Below are 22768 nucleotides of genomic sequence, written 5' to 3'. Positions count from 1 at the left end.
GTGCTCGTCGCTGATTACCAGCCGAAGTTCGCGCCGCCGTTGACGTTCTCACCGGCGCTGCCGCCGAACGGGCCGAGGTTGGCGCCGCCGGTGTTGGTTTCGCCGGCTTGGCCGCCGATGCCGTTGGGTCCCACATTGAAACCGCCGCCGGCGCCGTTGTTGAAGCCGCCGTCGAATGGGCCGAGGTTGGCGCCGCCGGTGTTGGTTTCGCCGGCTTGGCCGCCGATGCCGTTGGGTCCCACATTGAAACCGCCGCCGGTGCCGTTGTTGAAGCCGCCGTCGAATGGGCCGAGGTTGGCGCCGCCGGTGTTGGTTTCGCCGGCTTGGCCGCCGATGCCGTTGGGTCCCACATTGAAACCGCCGCCGGTGCCGTTGTTGAAGCCGCCGTCGAATGGGCCGAGGTTGGCGCCGCCGGTGTTGGTTTCGCCGGCTTGGCCGCCGATGCCGTTGGGTCCCACATTGAAACCGCCGCCGGTGCCGTTGTTGAACCCGCCGCCGAACGGGCCGGCCGTCAAGTCGGCGCCGCCGGTGCTACCTACGCTGCCGTTGACACCGTCGCCCGGGTCGGCGGCGGCGACACCGGCGCCGATACCCATCGCGCCCAAGGCAAGTACAGCCATGCCGGTCACAGCCCATTGGCTAATGGCCATTTTCATCGGATCCCGCTTTCATCTTGAATGGGCGCAACTCGACGGAAGCATGTTGATTTCAATTCGACCCCCGTCGAACCCCCCGGGCGGACCTCCCACCCCGCGCGGAACTGTATCCACGGCAATCGAATCGCGGCAAGCTTTACATTTGTTATCGACTTGCTGAGGGGCGGCGGATGGTGCCGATGGTCACCTCGCTGACCGGCCAGTTCGAGGCGTCGATGGCGTATCGGATTGCTCGGGGAAATCACGGCGACACGAATTTTGGCCAATAATTAATCTGCACGTCACGACATTCAGTGCAGTATCACAGGATAACTGCCGGTGATCTATCTGACATCGCAGCCGACGAAGCCGCCCGGCCAGGATAGTTGGGGGACCAGCCTTTCGTCGCACTGCCCTGGTCGTCGCTGCCGGTGCACTGAACACCCGGTGACCGCCCAGGCTCTTCGGTGAGTAGGGTTCGCCACGGAGAGGGGATCGTTATGATCAGGCCCCGTCGCGCCACACCCGACGCCGCACCGCACGTCGTCGTTTTGTTCGGCGCCACCGGCGATTTGGCTCGCCGCAAGCTGCTTCCGGGCCTGTTCCACCTGTCGAGGTCCAAGCTGGCGCCACAACTGCGCATCGTCGGCACCTCGCTGGACGACCTGGACGACGAGGCCTTCCGTGCGATCGCGGTGTCTGCGTGCGAACAGTTTTCGCACGGTGCGGCATCCTCGGAGGAGTGCCGGAGCTGGGCGCAGAACCTGACGTATGTCCCGCAGGGTGGCGGACCCGAGGCGCTGGCCGCTGCGGTGCGGGCGCAGGCGGGACAGCTCGACGGTGCGCCACGCCTGTTGCATTACCTGAGTGTTCCGCCCGCAGCGGCGATTCCGGCGATCCGGATGCTGGAGCAGGCGAAGCTGGTCGACGGCGCGGCGGTCATCATGGAGAAGCCGTTCGGCACCGACCTGGCCAGCGCGGTCGCGCTCAACGCCTCGATCCACCAGACGTTCGACGAGTCACAGATCTTCCGGATCGATCACTTCCTCGGCAAAGAGCCGGCGCAGAACATCCTGGCGTTTCGGTTCGCCAACGGCCTGTTCGAGCCGATCTGGAACCGCACCTTCATCGACCACATCCAGATCGACATTCCCGAGAAGCTCTCGCTGGAGGGCCGGGCGGCCTTCTACGAGCCGACCGGAGCGTTCAAGGACATGGTGGTCACCCATCTGTTCCAGGTATTGGCGTTCGTCGCGATGGAGGCACCGACCGAGCTGGCCTCCGACGCGATCAGCGTCGAGAAGAACAAGGTCTTCCGGTCCATGGTGCCTCTGGATCCGCACAACGTGGTGCGGGGTCAGTACCGGGGCTACCGCGACGAACCGGGTGTCGCGCGGGACTCCGACACCGAGACGTTCGTGGCGCTGCGGTGTGAAATCGACAACTGGCGTTGGGCGGGGGTGCCGTTCTATCTGCGTACCGGCAAGTGCCTGGCCGAAGGTCAGCGGATCATCTCGATCGCCTTCCGGGAACCACCCAGAAGCATGTTCCCGTCCGGGTCCGGGGTCGGTGCGCACGGCCCGGATCACCTCACGTTCGACCTGGCCGACCAGGCGAAGGTGTCGCTGTCGTTCTACGGCAAGCGGCCCGGGCCGGGGATGAAGCTGGACAAGCACAGCATGCAGTTCGAGATGGCCGGCACCGAGGCCGCCGGTGATGTGCTGGAGGCGTATGAGCGGCTGATCCTGGACGCCATGCACGGCGACCACACGCTCTACACGTCTTCCCAGGGCATCGAGCGGCTGTGGGAGGTCTCCGCCCCGCTGTTGGACGATCCGCCGCCGGTACGCGGCTATGACATCGGCTCGTGGGGGCCCAACGCCATCCACCAGCTCATCGCGCCGCACGCCTGGCGGCTGCCGTTCGACCGGGCCTGGCGTGGTGGCCGTTAGTCACTGAGCTCCCGCCCGAGCCCCGCGACCCGGCTACTACGCCGGATAGTTGGATCGTGCGCGACACGCGCGACACGCCGTGAGGTGCGAATTCAATGCTGCCGGGCTCGTGCCGATCTCTGGACACCACCGCGGGGCCCGGAAAACGCGCCGGAATTACCCGCTTCGGTCAATCAAAAGCCCAGTTAGGGCATGGTTTTCAAGGGTTTTTCATGGGACTGTGCGGCCGGGTACGGCTCGGGCGCGCAGCCATGTTCTGGCCCACTCGGGCCGCCGTGTACAGCCGCCTCACGCTGGGCATTTGTAGCCGGAAACGGGGGGTGGGGTTAGATTTCGTCAGACGGCGTGGGTACGGTCGTCGTCTCTGGCCGGAGTATCCGGTCGAGACAAGGAAAACATCGACGTTGTCGATGATGACGAGACGGAGGAATCGTGGCCCTTCCCCAGTTGACCGACGAGCAGCGCGCCGCCGCGTTGGAGAAGGCGGCGGCCGCGCGTCGAATCCGAGCGGAGCTCAAGGACCGGCTCAAGCGTGGCGGCACCAATCTCAAGCAGGTCCTCAAGGATGCCGAGACCGATGAGGTCCTGGGCAAGATGAAGGTGTCTGCGCTGCTGGAGGCGTTGCCGAAGGTCGGCAAGGTCAAGGCGCAGGAGATCATGACCGAGCTGGAGATCGCCCCTACCCGCCGGCTGCGCGGCCTGGGCGACCGGCAGCGCAAGGCGCTGCTGGAGAAGTTCGACTTCTCCTGACCCGACGGTGAGTGCCGGTGGAGGACCGGACAGTCGCTACGCGGGACGCGTCGTGGTGCTGTCCGGTCCATCCGCGGTCGGTAAGTCGAGCGTGGTCCGCTGCCTGCGGGAACGTATACCGGACCTGTACTTCAGCGTGTCGGCCACCACTCGGGCGCCTCGCCCGGGGGAGGTGGACGGCGTCGACTACCGGTTCGTGACGCCGGAGGAGTTCGAGCAGCTGATCGAGGCCGACGCGCTTTTGGAGTGGGCCGACATCCACGGTGGCCTGCAGCGATCGGGTACCCCGGCGGCCCCGGTCGTCGAAGCGACCCGGTCCGGTCGGCCCGTCCTGATCGAAGTTGACCTGGCTGGGGCTCGGGCCATCAAGAAGGCGCTGCCGGAGGCCGTCACGGTGTTCTTGGCGCCACCGGATTGGGAGTCGCTGCAGGTCAGACTGGTCGGCCGTGGTACCGAGTCCGCCGAGGTCATGGAACGCCGGCTGGCCACCGCCCGCACCGAGCTGGCGGCCCAAGGAGACTTCGACACGGTCGTGGTCAACAGTCGATTGGAAACCGCCTGCTCAGAATTGGTATCCTTGCTGGTGGAAACCGCACCGGACGCAGTCTGATCGACCCGGATGACGCCACAGGCGTGACCGGCCCAGCCATCAAGAGCCAGGAGATTGTCTTAAGTGAGTAGCTCGCAGGCCGACTCGGCCACCCTTTCCTCAACCGGTGAATCCGACGATTTCGACCCGGCGTTGATCGGCGGTTACGACACGCCGCTCGGAATCACCAACCCGCCCATCGACGAATTGCTGCAGCGGGCGTCGAGCAAGTACGCCCTGGTGATCTACGCGGCCAAGCGGGCGCGGCAGATCAACGACTACTACAACCAACTCGGCGAGGGCATCCTGGAGTACGTCGGGCCGCTGGTCGAGCCCGGCCTGCAGGAGAAGCCGCTGTCGATCGCGCTGCGTGAGATCCACGGCGACCTGCTCGAATACACCGAAGGCGAGTGACAGAGGCCGGGGCGGGACGGGTCGGTAGCGGTGGAGCGCAAGCGGATCGTTGTCGGCGTCTCCGGCGGAATCGCCGCGTACAAGGCGTGCACGGTGATCCGGCAGTTGGCCGAGGCCGGTCACTCGGTGCAGGTCCTACCGACCGAGTCCGCACTGCGGTTCGTCGGGGCCGCCACCTTCGAGGCGCTCTCCGGTAACCCGGTGCACACGGGCGTCTTCGAAGACGTTCCACAGGTTCCGCACGTCGCCATCGGCCAGCAGGCCGACTTGGTGGTGGTGGCGCCGGCCACCGCCGACCTGCTGGCCCGCGCGGTCGCCGGCCGCGCCGACGACCTGCTGACCGCCACCCTGCTCACAGCCCGCTGCCCGGTGCTGTTCGCCCCCGCGATGCACACCGAGATGTGGCAACATCCGGCCACCAGAGAGAATGTGTCGACGCTGCGAGCGCGCGGTGCGGTGGTTCTCGAGCCCGCGTCGGGGCGACTGACCGGAGCCGACACCGGGCCCGGCCGGCTGCCGGAGGCCGAAGAGATCAACACATTCGCGTCCCTGTTGCTGGAGCGCGCGGACGCGCTGCCCCACGACCTGGCCGGGTGCAAGGTGCTGGTGACCGCAGGCGGCACCCGTGAGCCGATCGATCCGGTCCGCTTCATCGGCAACCGCAGTTCGGGCAAGCAGGGCTACGCGGTGGCCCGGGTGGCCGCCCAGCGCGGAGCCGAGGTCACCTTGATCGCCGCGCACACTGCGGGGTTGATCGAGCCGGCCGGAGTCCACGTGGTGCACGTCAGCTCGGCCCCGCAACTGCACGACGCGGTGACCAAGCACGCCCCCGAGGCGCAGGTGTTGGTGATGGCCGCCGCCGTCGCCGACTTCCGCCCGGCCCGAATGGCGCAGGCGAAGATCAAGAAGGGCCCGGGGGAGGACGACCGGCCCCCCACGATCGACCTGGTCCGCAACGACGATGTGCTGGCCGGCGCGGTACGGGCGCGTGACGACGGGCAGCTGCCCAACATGCGGGCCATCGTCGGCTTCGCAGCCGAGACCGGGGATGAGAACGGCGACGTGCTGTTCCACGCCCGGGCGAAACTGCGCCGCAAGGGATGTGATCTGTTGGTGGTCAATGCGGTCGGAGACGGCAGGGCCTTCGAGGTGGACCACAACGACGGGTGGCTGCTGGCCGCCGACGGAACCGAGTCCGCCCTGGCGTCCGGGTCCAAGACACTGATGGCCAGCCGGATCGTGGACGCAGTGGTGGCATTCCTGGGGGCCGGCGGCGAGTGACACCGTCCAACGTTGCCGACGCACGAAAGACCGCACTGGCATTGACCGACTGATCGTCCGAGCAGTAACTTACGGATCGTAAGTTACTCGGAAGGGGCCGGACATGGACGATCGACGGTATGTGGTGGTCGGAGGCGGCCTCGCGGGGCTGGCCGCGGCGGTCTGGCTGGCCGAAGCGGGCAAGAAGGTCACCCTGCTGGAGCGGCGCGGGCGGCTCGGCGGACGCACCCAGGCGATGCAAGTAGACGGGATAGCCGACCTCCCGGACAACGGTCAGCATGTCATCGCGAGCGGCTACGAGCACCTGTTCCGGTACCTGAGCAGCGTCGGCACCCGGTCGATGGTCGAGTTTCCGACCGCTGGCACGCTGCGCTGGCCCGGTGGCGCCACGACCACCCTGGTGACCCGGGGGCTCGGCGCGGTGCGAACGCTGTTCGGTGCGCACCCCGATACCAGCCTGCTCGACCGGCTGCGCACGGCCGTCGCGACCGCGCGGCTCGCGCACCAGGCGCTGTTTCAACCCTCGGATCTACCCGATCTCACCACCGACCAGTGGCTTACCCGGGTCGGGATGCCCGCCTCGTCGCGAGAGGCGGTATGGGACTGGCTCGCCCTGGGGATCGCCGCCGAGCCGGTGGAACGCGGCTCGGCCAAGGTCTTCGCCGACGTGCTCGCCACCGGTATCCGGCTCGGCCTGCGTCACCGCGAAGCGGTGACGATCGGCTATCCCACCACCGACCTCGACACCCTCTACATCTCGGGCGCGCTCGCCGTGTTCGACCGGCTCGGCGTCGACGTGCGCTATCGCACGATCGCCCGACGAATCGTTGTGGAGGACAACGCCGTCCGCTCGGTGCAACTGGCAGACGGCGGCGAGATAGCGGCCGACGCGGTGGTCTGCGCGGTGCCCAACTCCAATATCGGCGGCTTGCTCGACGACCTGCCCGAGCACGCCGAAATCTACGCCGCGGCAGACAAGTTGCACCACACGCCGATCGTGAGCACCAACCTCTACCTGGACCGGCCGCTGGGCACCGAGACGGCGATGGAGTCGGTGATCGGCGGCACGGGCATCATCGACGAGGTGTTCGACCGGCAGCGCATGCAGCGCCGCGATCCGGCCGGCGCGTGGCTGTACTGCCTGACCACCAGCGGCGCCTACGAGCAGATCCACCGCTCCAGCGAACGGATCGTGGACGAGCAGATGGACCTGCTGCGCCGCTACTATCCGGCCGCGGCCGAGGCGAAGGTGGTGGCCGCGCAGGTGGTAAAGATGCCGAAGGCGACCTTCTCGCAGGTCGTGGGCACCGCGGGGCTGCGCCCGGATCAGCGCACCTCGGTGCCGAGCCTGGTGCTCGCCGGGGACTGGACCCGTACCGATTGGTCGGCGACCATGGAGAGCGCCGCGCAGAGCGCGGCCCGCGCGGTGGCGCTGCTACTTCAACTGCCGGAATCGGGGTGAGCGTGCCGACGGAGTCGCCGAAGCGGCGGATGCCGGCAGCAGCCCGGCGCACACAGCTGCTCGACCGCGCCCGCGACATCGTCGCCGCCGAGGGTTTCGCCGCGGTGACCATCGATAGGGTGGCCCGTGCCGCGGAGGTCACCCGGACGGTGGTCTACCAGAACTTCGGCGACCTGGCCGGACTGATGTCGGCGCTGCTCGACCGCGAATCGGCGATCGCCTTCGCCGGAATCCAGAGTGTGGAGGGGCCGCTCGCCGACGACCCGGACGCGCTCGGCCGCGGGATCCTGGCGTACCTGCATGCGGCGCCGACAAGTTGGCGCATCATCCTGAGCCCGCCCGCGGGAGCCCCGCCCCAATTGCAGTCTCGCACCGAGCTGGGCCGTCGCTACGCACGAAGCATCGCCGCCGGTCGGCTGTCGCAGCTTGCCGGTCGCCCGGTCGACGTCGACGGCGCGACGGCGCGACTGTTGTTGTCCGCATTGGAGGAACTGGCTCTGCTCCATCTCACCGACCCGCATGCGAACCCCGACGAGCTGGTGCTGCGCTATCTGCGGTCGCTGGTGGGCTGGGCGGTCCGGCTGGAGACAGCGACGCCGGACACGCCGTGAGCTTTGCGGTACCACTGCGCGCGCTCGCCGATGAGAGGCACAGGCGCAACCCGGACTGTCGACGCACGCGATCCGGACTGTAAGGTAGGCACCCACATGGCCGAGTCGTTCAGGTGTCTCGTCGTGGGGCATGTCGTTGCGCATCTCCCGGTCGCGGGGGAGCACAGGCATTACCCGGCCGGGGGGCGGGCAGCGGGCTGTCAGGCCGTCCCCAGGAGCGCATAGCTATATTTGCCCGAGCTAACTTTTGGATCGATTACCCGGAGGGTGACATTGTGAGCGAAAAGGGTCGGCTGTTCACCAGTGAGTCGGTGACCGAGGGACACCCCGACAAGATCTGTGACGCCATCAGCGACTCGGTGCTCGACGCGCTGCTCGCCGACGACCCCCAGTCTCGGGTAGCGGTGGAAACCCTGGTCACCACCGGACAGGTGCACGTCGTCGGGGAGGTGACCACCACCGCTAAGGAGGCATTCGCCGACATCACCAATACGGTGCGCAAGCGCATCCTGGAGATCGGCTACGACTCCTCCGACAAGGGCTTCGACGGCGCGTCGTGCGGCGTCAACATCGGGATCGGCGCGCAGTCCCCCGACATCGCCCAGGGGGTGGACACCGCCCATGAGAGCCGTGTCGGAGGCGCCGGCGACCAGTGGGACAAGCAGGGCGCCGGTGACCAGGGCTTGATGTTCGGTTACGCGATCCGGGACACCCCGGAACTGATGCCGCTGCCGATCGCGTTGGCGCACCGGCTGGCACGGCGGCTCACCGAGGTACGCAAGAACGGCACGCTGGGCTACCTGCGCCCGGACGGCAAGACGCAGGTCACCGTGCAGTACGAGGACAACGTCCCGGTGCGGCTGGACACCGTGGTGCTGTCGACCCAGCATTCCGACGGTATCGACCTGGACAAGACGCTGGCCGTCGACATTCGTGAGCACGTGGTCAACACGGTGCTCGCCGAGCTCGGCCACGAGACCATGGACACCTCCGATGTGCGGTTGCTGGTCAACCCGACCGGCAACTTCGTGGTCGGCGGGCCGATGGGCGATGCCGGGCTGACCGGGCGCAAGATCATCGTCGACACCTACGGCGGCTGGGCCCGCCACGGCGGCGGTGCGTTCTCCGGCAAGGACCCGTCGAAGGTGGACCGCTCGGCGGCCTACGCCATGCGCTGGGTGGCCAAGAACGTCGTCGCGGCTGGCCTGGCTGATCGGGTCGAGGTCCAGGTCGCCTACGCGATCGGCAAGGCCGCCCCGGTCGGGTTGTTCGTCGAGACGTTCGGCAGCGAGCACGTCGACCCGGCCAAGATCGAAAATGCCATCGGGCAGGTGTTCGACCTGCGGCCCGGTGCCATCATCAACGACCTGGAGCTGCTGCGGCCGATCTACGCGCCGACCGCCGCCTACGGCCACTTCGGCCGCACCGACGTCGACCTGCCGTGGGAGAAGCTCGACAAGGTCGACGACCTCAAGCACGCCATCTGATCCCGGCGAGCAGTCCCTCCGGTATTACGCGCTGAACCGGTAGTCGTCGAGATCGAAGCGCCGGCTGCGCCAGTAGGCCTCCACCGTGGTGGTGGGCCGCAGCGGGACATCGCCGTTCTTGTCGAAGTAGTAGCTGTTGGCCTGCCGGCAGCTGTCCTGCCAGAACACCTGCCGGTGCCGCTTGCTCATCATCTCGTCGAAGTAGCGGGCATTGGCCGCCTCGGAGATCTCCACCCGGGAGGCGCCGCGGCGCCGGGCGTCCTTCAGGCAGCGCACGATGTGATGGGTCTGCGCCTCGACCAGCGCGAAATACGACGATCCGACGTAGCCGTACGGGCCGAAAACGCTGAACAGGTTGGGGAATCCGGGGATGCTGACCCCCTCGTAGGCCTGTAGTCGGTGCTCGTCCCAGAACCGGCTCAGCGACTGTCCGCCGACCCCGGTGACGGCGAACGTCGGGATGCTGTCGCTGTCCATCACCTTGAATCCGGTGGCCAGAATGAGAACGTCGACCTCATGGGTCACGCCGCCCGCGGTCACCACGCCGGTGGGGGTGATCTGCTCGATAGGGTCGACGACCAGCGCCACGTTGTCGCGGTTGAACGTCGACAGGTAGGTGTTGTGGAAGCCGGGGCGCTTGCACCCCACCGCGTAGCGCGGCGTGAGCTGCTCACGCACCAGCGGGTCGTGCACCTGCCGGCGCAGGTAGGCCCGGCCGGCGGATTCCATACGTTCGGCCAACGGAAACACCGTGAAGTACTGCGCCGCAATCGGGAACGTCGCCTCGACGAAGGCCTGACTGGCCAGCCGCTGGACCGCCATTCCGCCGGGAAGGCGCATCGCCCAACGGAGCGGTGCCGCAAGCGGTAGGTCCATTTTCGGGAAGCACCAGATCGGGGTGCGCTGAAAAACGGTGAGCGAGGAGACGACCGGCGCGATCTCCGGGATCACCTGCACCGCCGACGCCCCGGTGCCGATCACCGCGACGCGCTTTCCCGCCAGGTCTTGCGAGTGATCCCAGCGCGCGGTGTGGATGGTCACCCCGGTGAACGTGTCGACACCATCGATATCGGGCAGCTTCGGAGTGGTCAGCACGCCGCTGGCGTTGATTAGAAACCGTGCCGTGACTGTCCCGCTGTGCTGATGCGGCGGCGGTCCCGGCTTCGCCTCTCCTGTCTGCACCCGCCACCACCCGCGCTCCTCATCGAACTCCGCCGAAAGCACCTTGGTGGCGAAGCGGATCCGGGAACGCAGCCCGTACTTGTCGACGCAGTGCTCGGCATAGTTCTTCAGCTCCCGGCCGGGTGCGTAGGTACGCGACCACTCGGTGCTCTGCTCGAAGGAGAACTGATACGAGAACGACGGAATATCCACTGCGATACCGGGATAGGTGTTCCAGTGCCAGGTTCCGCCGACCCCGTCGCCGGCCTCGATAATCAGATAGTCGGACATGCCGGCTTGGTCGAGGCCGATCGCGGCGCCAATGCCGGAGAACCCGGCGCCGACGATCAGGACCTCGTGGTCGGGTTTCGCGGTCACGGTGGCTCCTCGTCGCTGCTATCGATCGACGGTAGCGCGTCGGGCAGCGACGCGTCAGAGGGAATCGCGCTGTTCGAGCCGCCACGGCGGATTGCGGCGGTCCTCGCCGGCGTGAAACAGGCACAGCTGGTGGCCATCGGGATCACGCAGCCTGGCCTCTCGCCACAGCCAGGGCATATCGGTGGGCGGCTGGCTGAACTCGACCACGTCACGCAAACGCCGGTACTCACCGTCGAGGTCGTCGATTTCGAAGTAGATGGTCACCTGTTCGCCGGCCGGGGCGGTGCCGACACGTTCCACCGAAAAAGTGCTGTCCCCGGCCGGGCACTCGAACCGCAGGTAGTCGTCCGTCTTGACGATCAGCCGCAGACCCAGCAGTCGGTAGAACCGCTCCGAGCGGCCGATGTCGGTGGAGCCGAGGGTGACCTGGTTCAGTCGCATCGGATCGCCGAAGGTGCCGTGCTCAGCGCCGCTTTCAAAGCCGCCAGGCCGCGGTCGGTGGCCTCGGTGGCCGCCGGGATCACCCCGGCATAGCCCAGGTATCCGTGTACCAGCGTTTTGGCGTTGTGCACCTGCACCGGCACACCGGCGGCCGACAGCAGTTCGCCGTAGCGGATACCGTCGTCGCGCAGCGGATCGTGGCCGGCCACCGCGATGTAGGCCGGCGGCAGACCGGCCAGGTTCGCGGCACGCGCGGGCGCCAGCGTCGGCGGCGGATCACTCAGGTCGACATCGGCCGCGTAGGCGAGGGTCAACGCGGCAATCGCGTCCCGGTCGATGATCGGCGCGTGGGCGTTCTCGGTGAACGACGGCAAGGTGATGTCGTAGGTGGTGGCCGGATACCACAGCAGCTGGAAGGCGATGGCCGGCCCGCCGGCGTCCCGGGCGAGCTGAGCCACCACCGCGGCGAGGTTTCCACCGGCCGAATCCCCGGCCACCGCCAGCCGGTTCGGGTCCACGCCCAGCTCGGCGGCGTGCGCCGCCACCCACTCGGTAGCGGCCATGGCGTCCTGCACGGCGGCCGGGAACGGGTGCTCCGGGGCCAACCGGTAGTCCACCGACACCACCACCGCGTCGGCATCGACGGCGTGCTGGCGGGCCGTGCCGTCGTGGGTGTCGAGGTCGCCGGCGACGAAACCGCCGCCGTGGAAGAACACCACCACGCCGGCGCCGGAGTCCGCACCCGACGGCCGGTAGATGCGCACCGGAAGGTCACCGCCCGGGCCGTCGATGACGCGGTCCTCACTGGGCAGCTCGGGGTATACCGGCCGGCGCGGCAGGTCACGCATCTGGCGGCGCGCTGCCTCCACACCGTCGGCAAGTGTCAGTCGGAAGGGGACGACGTCCAGTACCTTCAGCACTATGGGATCGATAGCGGAGTCATCGTCGGTCAGCGGCATGGGAACACCGTACGCAACTCGGCTGGTCCCCACCGCCTGGGCTGCGGCCGGCTGGGCCGGTGTGGGCTACGGCATCTTTTTGACCGTGCTGGCGTTGCGCTCAGCGCCGGGGGAGGCGTTGACCGGGCATTGGGTCGGCCAGCCGGCGTTCAAGGCATCGATGGCGGTGCTGTTGGCGGTCGCCGCGGCCGCGCACCCGATCCTGCGTGAGGCGCGCTGGCTGATCCCCGCGTTGACCCTGTCGGCCGCCGGCGACTGGTTGCTGGCGATCCCGTGGTGGGAGCCGTCGTTCGTTGCCGGGTTGACGGCATTCCTGCTGGCGCACTTGTGTTTTCTGGCCGCATTGGTTCCCCTGGCGGTGCTCTCCCGGGGCCGGCTCGTCGGGGTGGGGCTGATCGGCGTGGGCTGTCTGGCCCTGTTGGTGTGGTTCTGGCCAGGCCTGGCTCGCGAGGGGATGACGGTCCCGGTGGCGGTCTACATGGCGGTGCTCGGTGCCATGGTGTGTGCGGCCCTGCTGGCGAAGCTGCCCACCCGCTGGACCGCAATCGGTGCCGTGTTCTTCGCCGTCTCGGACGCCATGATCGGAGCCGGCAAGTTCGTTCTGGGCAATGAGCTGTTGGCGGTGCCGATCTGGTGGGCGTACGCAGCGGCGCAACTGCTCATCACGGCCGGCTTCTTCTTCGGCCGATCCGGCATCGCCGACGAGGCTGTTGCGGACTGAAGGCGGACCGAAACCCGCTGGCGGGCCAGATCGCTCAGTGCCGGTGATGCCCAGTTCCGGGACGCAGCCGTTCCGGATCGAATGCGGGCAGCCGGCGGCGATGCGGCGCGGTCATGTGGTCGTGCGCCAGCGCGTCGCCGTGGCCGGACGCGATGTCGCCGATGCTGAACAGCGACTCGGTGTCTGGTTTGAAGTAGGAGCTGTGGCCGGCAATCGGTGAGCACAGGCCCGGGGGTTCGGCTTTGAACCGGGTCGACCCGTAGCCCTCGTCAGCCGGATTTCGCCCGAGCCCGACCGTCGCCGCGGTCCCGGGTACCGGCAGTTGCGGCTCGCCGGCCAATCCGGTGATCGGGTCCGACGATGCGGCACCCACATACACGTGCCCTCCGGCGGGTAGATGGAAGTCGTGGGCGCTGCGCGCCAGGTCGGTGCCGGGCGAACCGACGAGCACCACGTCGTCGGCCCGCATGCCGAAGCCGGCGGCGGCGTCGGCCGCCGTCGTCGAGCCGTACGAATGCCCGATCACGGTGATGTGGGAGGGGCCGCTGTGCGTCTCGCGCAAGGCGTTGACGTCCGCGGCCAGCAGTCTACCGCCGACCCGAGCCGAATTCGGTTGTGCCACCATCGGATCGAAGAGGCTGTCCGGGGCGCGATATCCCATCCACATGATGACCGAATTCGATCTAACCGGATCGGCGGCCACGACCTCGCGATAGACGCTCACCGCATCCGGATGCGCCAGGTAGCCGTCGCGGACGCTGCTGTGTGCCCCCGGTACCACCACGGTGGTGTTGTCAGCGGTGTCGGGATCGCCGATCGCGATCGCGGCCCGGCCCCGGCCGTCGAACGCCGCCGGGTCATAACTGATCAGCAGCACCGGGTTTGGGCCGCCGTTGGAATTACCGGAATTGAACGCAAGTCCGTCGCGGACCCGCAGCGCGTTGTCGTAGCGAATCATGTCCGCTGCGCTGAGCGCCTCGGTGGCGTTCTCCACCCGGCCGATGTCGTCGGCCAGCACCTGCCGGTTGACCCGGTCGCGTATTCGGGCCGGGACGCGGTAGCCCGCACCCAGCGACCGCAGCAGCACCGTGCGTGCCCGGTCGTCGGCGACGACATCGGCGACCACCCGTCGGATGTCGCGGACCTTGGCGGCCAGAAAGAGCTGGAACTGGCGGGCACCGGCCGGGGTGTCCAATGCCATCGTCCGCTGATCGCCCAGCGCATCGCAGATCTCGGCCCCGATGGCATCGAGACGCCGGCGAGCGTGGTGGGCTTGATCGACGGCGTCGCGCAGCGTCGCGGACAGCACCTGATCGGTCCTCGCCGAAGTCTGTTGCCTCGACATCAGTGAGCCTTCGCGGACTCGTGCCGCATCCACATGGGCGCCGCGCTGTTCGGACATACCCCAGCAAGCTAATTCAGCTCGATCAACGGCATGCTCGCCGATCCACAGGCCGCTCGGCTTGTGATCCGGCGGATGCCCCGGTCGGCGGAGTCTGCTACACCTGCGTGGTGAGCGTCGAGAGCGAACCCATCGCGCGGGTGCTGCCGATGCTGACGGTGCCGCACCTGGACCGCGAGTTCGACTATCTCGTCACCCCGGAGCAGTCCGCCCACGCCCTGCCCGGGGCACGGGTGCGGGTGCGCTTTCACGGCCGGCTGGTCGACGCCTTCGTCTGGGAGCGCCGCGCCGACACCGACCACGCCGGCAAACTGGGCCGGCTGGAGCGGGTGATCTCCAGCGAACCGGTGCTGACCACGGAGGTCCGCCGGCTGGTGGAGGCGGTGGCAGCCCGCTACGCCGGCAGCCGGGCCGACGTGCTGCGGCTGGCGGTACCGCCGCGGCACGCCCGGGTGGAACGCGAAGCGGTGACGCCACCGGAGACGCCGGTGCTGGCACCGGTCGATCCGGCCGGCTGGCAGCGCTACCGGGCGGGCGGCCCGTTCCTGGCTGCGCTCGGCGAGGGCCGGGCCGCGCGCGCGGTGTGGCAGGTGCTGCCCGGTGATTCGTGGACCGACCGGTTCAGTGAGGCCGCCGTGGCCGCCATCCGGGCCGGGCGCACGGCTTTGGCGATCGTGCCCGATCAGCGTGACGTGGACGCCCTGCGCCTCGCCGCGGTCGCCCGCATCGACGAGTCGGCTGTCGTCGCGCTGTCGGCGGGCCTGGGACCGGCCAGCCGGTACCGGCGCTGGCTGTCTGTGCTGCGCGGTGAGGCCCGGCTGGTGATCGGCACCCGCAGCGCGGTGTTCGCCCCGCTTGCCGACCTGGGTCTGGTCATGGTCTTCGATGACGGGGACGACAGCCTGGCCGAGCCGAGGGCGCCCTACCCGCACGCCCGCGAGGTGGCGATGCTGCGGGCGCACCTGTCGGGCTGCGCCGCACTGATCGGCGGCTATGCGCGCACTGCTGAGGCGCACGCGCTGGTGGCCAGCGGGTGGGCGCACGACCTGGTGGCGCCGCGGACGGTCTTGCGGTCGGCGGCGCCACGGGTGGTGGCCCTCGATGACAGCGGATATGCCGAACAGCGAGACCCGGCGGCGCGCACCGCCCGGTTGCCGTCGGTCGCCCTGCAGAGCGCGCGTACCGCACTGGCTGCCGGGGCGCCGGTGCTGGTCCAGGTGCCGCGGCGCGGGTATGTGCCGTCGCTGGCGTGCGGGCGCTGCCGCGCGGTCGCCCGCTGCAGGCACTGCACCGGCCCGTTGTCGCTGCCGGAGCGCGGTGGTGCCGCGGTCTGCCGGTGGTGCGGCCGGGTCGACCCGGCGCTGCGGTGTGCGCGCTGCGGGTCCGACGCCGTTCGTGCGGTGGTCATCGGCGCCCGGCGTACCGCCGAAGAACTCGGCCGCGCTTTCCCCGGCACCCCGGTCATCACCTCCGCCGGTGACACCATCGTCGACCGCACCGAGGACGGCCCGGCGCTGGTGATCGCCACGCCCGGTGCCGAGCCGCGCACCCCTCAGGGATACGGAGCGGCGCTGCTGCTGGACAGTTGGGCGCTGCTGGGCCGCCAGGATCTGCGTGCCGCCGAGGACACGCTGCGGCGCTGGATGGCGGCGGCGGCGCTGGTGCGCGACCGGGAGGCCGGCGGGGTGGTGACGGTGGTCGCCGAGTCGTCGATCCCGACCGTGCAGGCCCTCATCCGGTGGGATCCGGTCGGCCACGCCGATGCCGAGCTGACCACCCGCGCCGAGGTCGGATTGCCGCCGGCGGTGCATATCGCCGCGCTCGACGGGGACGCGGACTCGGTGACGGCGCTGCTGGAGCAGGCCCGGCTGCCCGACGACGCCGAGGTGCTCGGCCCGGTGCCGCTGCCGCCGGGGGTGCGGCGCCCGGCCGGTGTCCCCGACGAGCTGCCCGTGATCCGGATGCTGGCCCGGGTCGGCCGCGACCACGGTCTGGTGCTGGCCGCAGCACTGCGCCGTGGCGTCGGGGTGCTCAGTGCCCGCGGGTCGCACCATCCGGTGCGGGTGCAGATCGATCCGCTGCACATCGGCTGACCTGCCGACCGGAACGGCTCATAGACCGCCCGCAGTCACACCCACAGGGCCTACCTGCCTTGTATTTTCAGGACCTCATCGAGCGGGCGTCGCCGGGTGGGGGACGGGGTTTCGCCGCCAGTCGGAGCGTGTCCGACCCGAATCAGGATCTGCGGCACGGCGTTGCGGCCCATCAGCGTCTCGACGATCTCCCGGGCGACCGGAACCTCGGTGAGGTGGGTCAGCGGGCAGGTGGCCAAGCCGGCCATCGTGCACTCCAGCAGTACCGTCGAGAGCGCTTCGCCGGTTTCCAACGCGTCCGCCCGGGTTGTGCCATCGGTGGACAACACCACGATCGTCGACTCGTCCTCAGGGATTTGAACCCGTCGCTCATGCTGGTTGCCGGCCGGAAACGCGCGCCCGACGTCGACCCGGTCGCCTTCGGTCCTCGATGGCAGGGAACTGTAGGGGATGCCCGCGGACTCCTCGAACGGCACTGTCCAGCGGCGCAATTCGGCATGATAGGCGGAATCGTAAAGTCTTAGCGATTCGGCGAATTGGGAGGCCTGCACCAGGCGGGGACGCGCATCCTCCGGTAGTACGTCCAGATGCACGCGGTAGTGACCGATGCGATTGCGCAGCAGCGGTTCGAATGATTCCCAGTTCTCCGGCGGACCCAGTGGTAACCGGTCGCTGCGGCGTACCCAGATCGCCTCGGCGCGACGGCGGTGTCCGTCGGTGACGTACTCCATCGGCGAGAATCGGGCCGACGCGAGATGGTGAGGGTCGTTGGGATTGGGAAACCGCTCGACGTTGGTGTCCAGGCCGGACGCGGACATGGCGACCCGGAGGTGGTCCAGTGCGGCGCCGCAACCGATAAGGGCCTCACGCCCGGAACGATCCGACGGCAGCATACGGCCGGGATCGAGGAACAGCTGGAGTTCCTCGCCGTCAAGCACCCACCGCCACGGCTGGATGTTGTGCAGGGACGGAGCACGACACGCCGCCCATACCGCCTCCTTGACCGCTTGGGTCTCCACCATCGGGGCAGTCATCTCGACCTCCGGTCTCTACCTGTCATCCATGGTGCCGCGATCCCGCAGCACGCGGAAGGGCCGTTGGTACTTTGGGGCCGCGCCATCAGGGCCGATGGCTCCCGGGTCGAGGTCCAACGACCCCTGCCCAATCATCTGCGCCCGCAGTAACTTCAATCGACTCGCCGCGCTCGGGCTCGAAATGCCCCTCGGCCGGCTGGTCATGTGAGCGAGCCTCTGGCCCCCATCTGGTCATTGCGCATCGGGTCAGGCCGCCGAATCCGAATCCGGCTGTTGATCCTTGATCGCTGCCCGGATGAAATCGCCGATCTGACGCAGCGATCGGGTGGCCTCGGGCAGCAGCGGGGCAGCCAGCTGGAAGACGTGAATCTGGCCGGGCCAGATCCCCAACTCCACCGGCACCCCTGCGGCGGACAGCTCCTTGGCCGCCAGCCGCGCATCGTAGGCGAGTTCCTCAGCGCCGGAGACGTGGATCAGCGTCGGGGGCAGGCCGGGCTTGATGTGCTGCAGCGGTTCGTAGAGCACTCCGTCATGCGCGGCGATCAATGCGCTCAGCGCCGCGAACGAATTGTGCGGCAGCATCGGCCCATTGGCGGCCGGACGTTCCGAGGCGAGCTGCAAAAGCGGGGACAGCAGCGCCAATGCCGCGGGCTCCTCGCCGCCACCCCCGAGCCGTTCGGCGAGCGCCAGCGCCAGGTACCCGCCGGCGGAGTCACCGGCGATCGCGATCTGCTCGGGCGGGTAGTCGTGCTCGCGTAGCCACCGGTAGGCGTCATGACAGTCCTCGATGGCCATCTCGATGGTGTATTTGGGCAGCATCCGGTAGTTGACCGCCAGTACCGGGGCGTCGGCGAACTCCGAGAGTTTCGCGATGAGCCGCAGATGGGTGCTGATCCCGCAGCACAGGAACGCACCGCCGTGGCAGTACAGCACCACCCGGCCGGTCCGGGACGTCACTCCGCGAGCCCGCAGCAGTTGCGCGTGGGCGTGTGGCAGCTCCACCTTCGCGCGGGTCAGGCCGCGCGGCGCCGGTAGGGCGCACGCCGCACGCTCGACGGCGCTGTAGGGCAGCGGTAATCGCAGCACAGCACTGCTGACGGCCAGCGCATTGTGCACGGTCAATCGCACGGCACCGCTGAGAACGCGAGCTGCCAGGCTTGGATCGGGTTCGATGGTCTCGGTGATCCCCACGTTGTCTGCTTCATAGTCGGGCGAAGTGGGGATAACCATGACCGGACTCCTGACGACAATGCGATCGTTAGCAAATCAAACAATTCAACGCTGAAACGCCCGCGCTGATTCCGGGTACGCGAGCGCCCACCGGTATCCACCGTGTTCCTAAACTGTCCCGGTGCGCATAGTCTTCGCCGGCACCCCGGACACCGCGTTGCCGTCGCTGCAACGGCTGATCGACTCGCCGCGCCACGAGGTGGCCGCGGTGCTCACCCGTCCCGATGCGGTGTCCGGACGGCGAGGGAACCCGCAGCCCTGCCCGGCGGCGCGACTCGCCCTCGACCACGACATCCCGGTGCTGCGGCCGGCCAAGCCGAACTCGGCCGAGTTCGTTGCGGAGTTGGCTGAACTGGCACCGCAGTGCTGCCCGGTGGTGGCCTACGGGGCGCTGCTGCGCGATGGGCTGTTGGCGGTACCGCAGCACGGCTGGGTCAACCTGCATTTCTCGCTGCTGCCGGCTTGGCGGGGTGCGGGACCGGTGCAGGCGGCCATCGCCGCCGGTGACGAGGTGACCGGCGCCACCACGTTTCGCATCGAATCGGAACTCGATTCCGGGCCGATCTACGGCGTCGCCACCGAGAGGATCCGCGTGGGCGACACCGCCGGTGAACTGTTGGGCCGGTTAGCGGTCTCGGGTGCAGGACTGCTGGAGGCCACCCTCGACGGGATTGCCGACGGTGCGCTGACCGCGGTTCCGCAGTCTCGCGACGGGGTCAGCTACGCCCCGAAGATCAGCGTCGACGACGCGCGGGTGCGGTGGGATCTGCCCGCCGCGGTGATCGAGCGCCGCATCCGTGCCGTCACTCCGCATCCGGGCTCGTGGACGGTGATCGGTGACCTGCGGGTGAAACTGGGCCCGGTGGCCATCGCCGATGGCGGCCCGGAAGCGCTGAGGCCCGGGGACATTCACGTCGACCGGCGAAACGTCTGGATCGGCACCGGATCGGCGCCGGTGCGATTGGGCCAGATCCAGCCGCCCGGAAGGAAACCCATGGACGCCGCCGACTGGGCGCGCGGCGCCCACCTCGATGCCACGGTGCGAGCCTCATGACCCGCCCACCGCGCCGGCCCCAGGGTGGGCCGCGCAAACGCGAGCGCAAACCCCTGGATCCGGCACGTCGCGCCGCGTTCGACGTGCTGCAGGCGGTCTCACAGCGTGACGCCTACGCGAACCTGGCGTTGCCGGCGTTGCTGTCCGAACGCGGGATCGCCGGTCGCGACGCCGCTTTCGCGACCGAATTGACTTACGGCACCTGCCGGGTTCGTGGGCTGCTCGACGCGATCATCGGTGCGGCTGCGCAGCGCTCACCCGACGCGATCAACCCGGTGCTGCTGGACCTGCTGCGACTGGGCAGCTACCAGTTGTTGCGCACCCGGGTCGACGCGCATGCCGCGGTGTCCACCACGGTCGAGCAGGCGGCCATCGAATTCGACTCGGCGCGAGCAGGTTTCGTCAACGGCGTATTGCGCACCATCAGCACCCGTGACGAAGCGTCCTGGACCGCGGAGCTCGCGCCGGATGCGGCCATCGATCCGATCGGTCATGCGGCGTTCACCCGCGCGCACCCGCGCTGGATCGCGCAGGCCTTCGCCGATTCGCTGGGGGCCGCCGCCGGTGAACTCGACGCGGCGCTGGCCGCCGATGACGTGCGCCCCCAGGTGCATCTGGCCGCGCGGCCCGGTGCGCTGACCGCTGCCGAGTTGGCCGCCGCCGTGGACGGCACCGTCGGCCGGTACTCGCCGTACGCGGTGTACCTGTCCGGCGGCGACCCGGGGCGGCTCGACCCGGTGCGCGACGGTCGAGCCCTGGTCCAGGACGAGGGCAGCCAGCTGGTGGCCCGGGCGTGCGCGCTGGCCCCGGTCGACGGTGACACCGGGCGTTGGCTGGACCTGTGCGCCGGGCCCGGCGGCAAGACCGCGCTGCTGGCCGCCCTGGCCGCCGGGAACGGGGCCCGGGTGACCGCGGTGGAGCAGGCGCCGCACCGTGCCGCCCTGGTCGCCGAGAACACCCGCGGCCTCGATGTGGATGTGCTGACCGCCGACGGACGCGAGTCGGGATTGGAGCCCGGCTTCGACCGGGTGCTGGTGGACGTGCCGTGCACCGGCCTGGGTGCACTGCGACGTCGTCCCGAAGCGCGGTGGCGCCGCCAACCCGCCGACGTCCCGGTACTGGCGAAACTGCAGCGCGAACTGCTGGCAGCGGCGATCGCACTGACCCGCCCGGGCGGCGTGGTGCTGTATGCCACGTGCTCGCCGCATCTGGCCGAAACGGTCGGCGTGGTGGCCGATGCGCTGCGGCGGCACCCGGTGACCGCGCTGGACACCCGACCGCTGTTCGCGCCCCTGGACAGCCTGGGCGCGCTCGGGGACGGCCCGTACGTGCAGTTGTGGCCGCACCGGCACGGCACCGACGCCATGTTCGCCGCGGCTCTGCAAGTAGGCTGAGCCTCGTGTCACGACCCATGATCGCGCCGTCGATCCTGTCCGCGGACTTCGCCCGGCTCGCCGACGAGGCCGCCGCGGTCAAGGGCGCGGACTGGTTGCACGTCGATGTGATGGACGCCCATTTCGTGCCCAATCTGACGCTGGGTCTGCCGGTGGTGCAGAGCCTGCTGGCGGCCACCGACATCCCGATGGACTGCCATCTGATGATCGAGGACCCGGGCCGCTGGGCCCCGCCGTACGCCGAGGCGGGCGCCTACAACGTCACGTTCCACGCCGAGGCCACCGACAACCCGGTCGCGGTCGCCCGCGACATCCGGGCCGCCGGCGCCAAAGCTGGACTCAGCGTCAAACCGGGCACGCCGCTGCAGCCTTACCTGGAGATCCTGCGGGACTTCGACACCCTGCTGGTGATGTCGGTGGAACCGGGATTCGGCGGGCAGTCCTTCATCCCCGAGGTGCTGGGCAAGGTGCGCGCGGTGCGCAAGCTGGTCGATGCCGGGGAGTTGCGCATCCTGGTGGAGATTGACGGCGGCATCAACGCCGACACCATCGAAGAGGCCGCCGAGGCCGGCGTCGACTGTTTCGTGGCGGGCTCGGCGGTCTACAGCGCCGAGGACCCGGGCGCCGCGGTGGAATCGCTGCGCCGCCAAGCCCTCGCCGCGTCGCCGCATCTGCGCGCATGAGTAACCCTCCGGCCGCGACAGACGCCGCCGGCCTCGACGCCGCGATGCTGCTCGCCATCGAGCAGGCGCAGCGCGTCAAGGGCAAGACCTACCCCAACCCGCCGGTGGGCGCGGTGGTCCTCGACCGTGATGGGCGAGTGGTCGGTGTCGGAGGAACCGGACCGACCGGTGAGGCGCACGCCGAGGTGGTGGCGCTGCGCCGCGCCGGCGAGTTGGCCGCCGGCGGCACCGTGGTGGTCACCCTGGAGCCGTGCAATCACCACGGCCGAACCCCGCCGTGCGTGGATGCGCTGCTGGCCGCCGGTGTGGCACAGGTGGCCTACGCCGTCGCCGACCCCAACCCCGCCGCGGCGGGCGGGGCGTCGCGACTGGCGGCGGCCGGGGTCGAGGTGCTCTCCGGGGTGCAGGCCCACGCGGTGACGGCCGGGCCGCTGCGAGAGTGGCTGCACAAGCAGCGCACCGGCCTGCCACACGTCACCTGGAAGTACGCCACCAGCATTGATGGCCGCAGCGCGGCCGCCGACGGATCCAGTCAATGGATCACCAGCGAGGCCGCCCGGGCCGATCTGCACCGCCGCCGGGCGGCCGCCGACGCCATCGTGGTGGGTACCGGCACGGTGCTCGTCGACGATCCGACCCTGACCGCGCGACTGCCCGACGGATCCCTGGCCGACCGGCAGCCGCTGCGGGTGGTGGTGGGGGAGCGCGAGATCTCCGCGGATGCCCTTGTGCTCAATGACGACTCGCGCACCATGGTGATCCGCACCCACGATCCGGCCGAGGTGCTGCGGGCACTTGCCGATCGCACCGATGTGCTGCTGGAGGGCGGCCCCACGTTGGCCGGAGCGTTCCTGCGGGCCGGGGTGATCGATCGGATCCTGGCCTATGTGGCGCCGATCCTGCTGGGCGGGCCGATCACCGCCGTCGACGATGTCGGGGTGCCCAACATCGCCCGGGCGCTGCGCTGGCGGTTCGACACGGTGGAGCCGATCGGCCCCGACCTGCTGCTGAGCCTGGTGCCGCACTAGCGGCTGGCG

21 protein-coding genes are annotated in these 22768 nt (G+C 69.2%); 14 read left to right on the top strand and 7 right to left on the bottom strand.

Annotated elements, in window-relative coordinates:
- Positions 1-14: 14 nt before the first annotated feature.
- Positions 15-620, bottom strand: a complete 606-nt coding sequence (locus ACZYY4_RS19155) for a hypothetical protein (RefSeq protein ID WP_463811584.1) — start codon at positions 618-620, stop codon at positions 15-17.
- A gap of 515 nt (positions 621-1135) precedes the next feature.
- Between ACZYY4_RS19155 and zwf the strand changes: the two genes are divergently transcribed.
- The 8 genes from zwf (at position 1136) to metK (ending at position 9181) form a co-directional block, all read left to right on the top strand.
- Positions 1136-2587, top strand: coding sequence for a glucose-6-phosphate dehydrogenase (gene zwf, locus ACZYY4_RS19150; RefSeq protein WP_463811582.1), 1452 nt, complete (start codon positions 1136-1138; stop codon positions 2585-2587).
- 432 nt (positions 2588-3019) lie between these two features.
- A complete protein-coding gene (mihF, locus tag ACZYY4_RS19145; protein ID WP_085263782.1) occupies positions 3020-3337 on the top strand; it encodes an integration host factor, actinobacterial type in 318 nt (105 codons plus the stop codon).
- 7 nt (positions 3338-3344) lie between these two features.
- The gene (gene gmk, locus ACZYY4_RS19140; RefSeq protein ID WP_463811581.1) at positions 3345-3947 is read left to right on the top strand and encodes a guanylate kinase; all 603 of its coding nucleotides are present in this window, start codon (positions 3345-3347) and stop codon (positions 3945-3947) included.
- A 63-nt stretch (positions 3948-4010) separates the two neighbouring features.
- Positions 4011-4340 (top strand): DNA-directed RNA polymerase subunit omega, encoded by a 330-nt coding sequence (gene rpoZ, locus ACZYY4_RS19135; RefSeq protein WP_463811580.1) that lies wholly within the window; start codon positions 4011-4013, stop codon positions 4338-4340.
- A 30-nt stretch (positions 4341-4370) separates the two neighbouring features.
- Positions 4371-5621 carry a bifunctional phosphopantothenoylcysteine decarboxylase/phosphopantothenate--cysteine ligase CoaBC gene (gene coaBC / locus ACZYY4_RS19130; protein ID WP_463811579.1) on the top strand — a complete coding sequence of 417 codons (1251 nt, stop codon included), beginning with the start codon at positions 4371-4373 and terminating at the stop codon, positions 5619-5621.
- A gap of 103 nt (positions 5622-5724) precedes the next feature.
- Complete coding sequence (hpnE, locus tag ACZYY4_RS19125; RefSeq protein ID WP_463811578.1) at positions 5725-7083, top strand: hydroxysqualene dehydroxylase HpnE; 1359 nt, start codon at positions 5725-5727, stop codon at positions 7081-7083.
- Between the two features lie 29 nt (positions 7084-7112).
- Positions 7113-7694: a TetR/AcrR family transcriptional regulator gene (locus ACZYY4_RS19120; protein WP_463811642.1), complete on the top strand. Its 582-nt coding sequence runs from the start codon at positions 7113-7115 to the stop codon at positions 7692-7694.
- A gap of 275 nt (positions 7695-7969) precedes the next feature.
- A complete protein-coding gene (gene metK, locus ACZYY4_RS19115; protein ID WP_463811577.1) occupies positions 7970-9181 on the top strand; it encodes a methionine adenosyltransferase in 1212 nt (403 codons plus the stop codon).
- A 24-nt stretch (positions 9182-9205) separates the two neighbouring features.
- Here the strand turns inward: metK and ACZYY4_RS19110 are convergent, their stop codons facing one another.
- From ACZYY4_RS19110 to ACZYY4_RS19100, 3 genes are read right to left on the bottom strand one after another with little or no spacing between them, the layout of a single operon-like run.
- Positions 9206-10720, bottom strand: a complete 1515-nt coding sequence (locus ACZYY4_RS19110) for a flavin-containing monooxygenase (RefSeq protein WP_463811576.1) — start codon at positions 10718-10720, stop codon at positions 9206-9208.
- A gap of 54 nt (positions 10721-10774) precedes the next feature.
- Positions 10775-11161 (bottom strand): VOC family protein, encoded by a 387-nt coding sequence (locus tag ACZYY4_RS19105; RefSeq protein WP_463811575.1) that lies wholly within the window; start codon positions 11159-11161, stop codon positions 10775-10777.
- A complete protein-coding gene (locus ACZYY4_RS19100) occupies positions 11152-12120 on the bottom strand; it encodes an alpha/beta hydrolase (RefSeq protein ID WP_463811574.1) in 969 nt (322 codons plus the stop codon). Before ACZYY4_RS19100 ends, ACZYY4_RS19105 begins: the two co-directional genes overlap by 10 nt.
- On the opposite strand from ACZYY4_RS19100, the gene ACZYY4_RS19095 reads away from it, so the two are divergent.
- On the top strand, positions 12119-12841 hold the full coding sequence (locus ACZYY4_RS19095) for a lysoplasmalogenase (RefSeq protein WP_463811573.1): 723 nt from the start codon (positions 12119-12121) through the stop codon (positions 12839-12841). The genes ACZYY4_RS19100 and ACZYY4_RS19095 overlap by 2 nt on opposite strands.
- Before the next feature lie 34 nt (positions 12842-12875).
- On the opposite strand, the gene ACZYY4_RS19090 is transcribed toward ACZYY4_RS19095, so the two are convergent.
- Positions 12876-14243 carry a DUF4226 domain-containing protein gene (locus ACZYY4_RS19090; protein ID WP_463811572.1) on the bottom strand — a complete coding sequence of 456 codons (1368 nt, stop codon included), beginning with the start codon at positions 14241-14243 and terminating at the stop codon, positions 12876-12878.
- Between the two features lie 149 nt (positions 14244-14392).
- On the opposite strand from ACZYY4_RS19090, the gene ACZYY4_RS19085 reads away from it, so the two are divergent.
- Positions 14393-16336, top strand: coding sequence for a primosomal protein N' (locus tag ACZYY4_RS19085; protein WP_463811641.1), 1944 nt, complete (start codon positions 14393-14395; stop codon positions 16334-16336).
- Between the two features lie 50 nt (positions 16337-16386).
- On the opposite strand, the gene ACZYY4_RS19080 is transcribed toward ACZYY4_RS19085, so the two are convergent.
- Together ACZYY4_RS19080 and ACZYY4_RS19075 are read right to left on the bottom strand one after the other, a co-directional pair.
- Positions 16387-17370 carry an Acg family FMN-binding oxidoreductase gene (locus ACZYY4_RS19080; RefSeq protein ID WP_463811571.1) on the bottom strand — a complete coding sequence of 328 codons (984 nt, stop codon included), beginning with the start codon at positions 17368-17370 and terminating at the stop codon, positions 16387-16389.
- A gap of 246 nt (positions 17371-17616) precedes the next feature.
- A complete protein-coding gene (locus ACZYY4_RS19075) occupies positions 17617-18600 on the bottom strand; it encodes an alpha/beta hydrolase (protein WP_463811570.1) in 984 nt (327 codons plus the stop codon).
- A gap of 121 nt (positions 18601-18721) precedes the next feature.
- On the opposite strand from ACZYY4_RS19075, the gene ACZYY4_RS19070 reads away from it, so the two are divergent.
- From ACZYY4_RS19070 to ribD, 4 genes are read left to right on the top strand one after another with little or no spacing between them, the layout of a single operon-like run.
- Positions 18722-19654, top strand: a complete 933-nt coding sequence (locus tag ACZYY4_RS19070) for a methionyl-tRNA formyltransferase (RefSeq protein WP_463811569.1) — start codon at positions 18722-18724, stop codon at positions 19652-19654.
- Entirely contained in the window at positions 19651-21048 is a 1398-nt protein-coding gene (locus tag ACZYY4_RS19065) for an RsmB/NOP family class I SAM-dependent RNA methyltransferase (RefSeq protein WP_463811568.1), read from the top strand. Before ACZYY4_RS19070 ends, ACZYY4_RS19065 begins: the two co-directional genes overlap by 4 nt.
- Positions 21049-21065: 17 nt before the next feature.
- Positions 21066-21731, top strand: coding sequence for a ribulose-phosphate 3-epimerase (gene rpe / locus ACZYY4_RS19060; RefSeq protein WP_463811639.1), 666 nt, complete (start codon positions 21066-21068; stop codon positions 21729-21731).
- Positions 21728-22759 (top strand): bifunctional diaminohydroxyphosphoribosylaminopyrimidine deaminase/5-amino-6-(5-phosphoribosylamino)uracil reductase RibD, encoded by a 1032-nt coding sequence (gene ribD / locus ACZYY4_RS19055; protein ID WP_463811567.1) that lies wholly within the window; start codon positions 21728-21730, stop codon positions 22757-22759. Before rpe ends, ribD begins: the two co-directional genes overlap by 4 nt.
- The last annotated feature ends 9 nt before the right edge of the window (positions 22760-22768 follow it).

It is taken from the genome of Mycobacterium sp. IDUB_21, assembly GCF_055419425.1.
The sequence above is the reverse complement of the archived record's forward strand: the minus strand, read 5'-3'. Positions and strand labels throughout refer to the sequence as shown.

Excerpts from the sequence above, each read along its gene's own strand:
- ACZYY4_RS19155 (WP_463811584.1), bottom strand. The coding sequence starts at position 620 with ATGGCTGTACTTGCCTTGGGCGCGATGGGTATCGGCGCCGGTGTCGCC.
- zwf (WP_463811582.1), top strand. The coding sequence starts at position 1,136 with ATGATCAGGCCCCGTCGCGCCACACCCGACGCCGCACCGCACGTCGTC.
- hpnE (WP_463811578.1), top strand. The coding sequence starts at position 5,725 with ATGGACGATCGACGGTATGTGGTGGTCGGAGGCGGCCTCGCGGGGCTG.
- ACZYY4_RS19120 (WP_463811642.1), top strand. The coding sequence starts at position 7,113 with ATGCCGGCAGCAGCCCGGCGCACACAGCTGCTCGACCGCGCCCGCGAC.
- ACZYY4_RS19105 (WP_463811575.1), bottom strand. The coding sequence starts at position 11,161 with ATGCGACTGAACCAGGTCACCCTCGGCTCCACCGACATCGGCCGCTCG.
- ACZYY4_RS19095 (WP_463811573.1), top strand. The coding sequence starts at position 12,119 with ATGGGAACACCGTACGCAACTCGGCTGGTCCCCACCGCCTGGGCTGCG.
- ACZYY4_RS19100 (WP_463811574.1), bottom strand. The coding sequence starts at position 12,120 with ATGCCGCTGACCGACGATGACTCCGCTATCGATCCCATAGTGCTGAAG.
- ACZYY4_RS19090 (WP_463811572.1), bottom strand. The coding sequence starts at position 14,243 with ATGTCCGAACAGCGCGGCGCCCATGTGGATGCGGCACGAGTCCGCGAA.
- ACZYY4_RS19085 (WP_463811641.1), top strand. The coding sequence starts at position 14,393 with ATGCTGACGGTGCCGCACCTGGACCGCGAGTTCGACTATCTCGTCACC.
- ACZYY4_RS19080 (WP_463811571.1), bottom strand. The coding sequence starts at position 17,370 with ATGACTGCCCCGATGGTGGAGACCCAAGCGGTCAAGGAGGCGGTATGG.
- ACZYY4_RS19075 (WP_463811570.1), bottom strand. The coding sequence starts at position 18,600 with ATGGTTATCCCCACTTCGCCCGACTATGAAGCAGACAACGTGGGGATC.
- ACZYY4_RS19065 (WP_463811568.1), top strand. The coding sequence starts at position 19,651 with ATGACCCGCCCACCGCGCCGGCCCCAGGGTGGGCCGCGCAAACGCGAG.
- rpe (WP_463811639.1), top strand. The coding sequence starts at position 21,066 with ATGATCGCGCCGTCGATCCTGTCCGCGGACTTCGCCCGGCTCGCCGAC.
- ribD (WP_463811567.1), top strand. The coding sequence starts at position 21,728 with ATGAGTAACCCTCCGGCCGCGACAGACGCCGCCGGCCTCGACGCCGCG.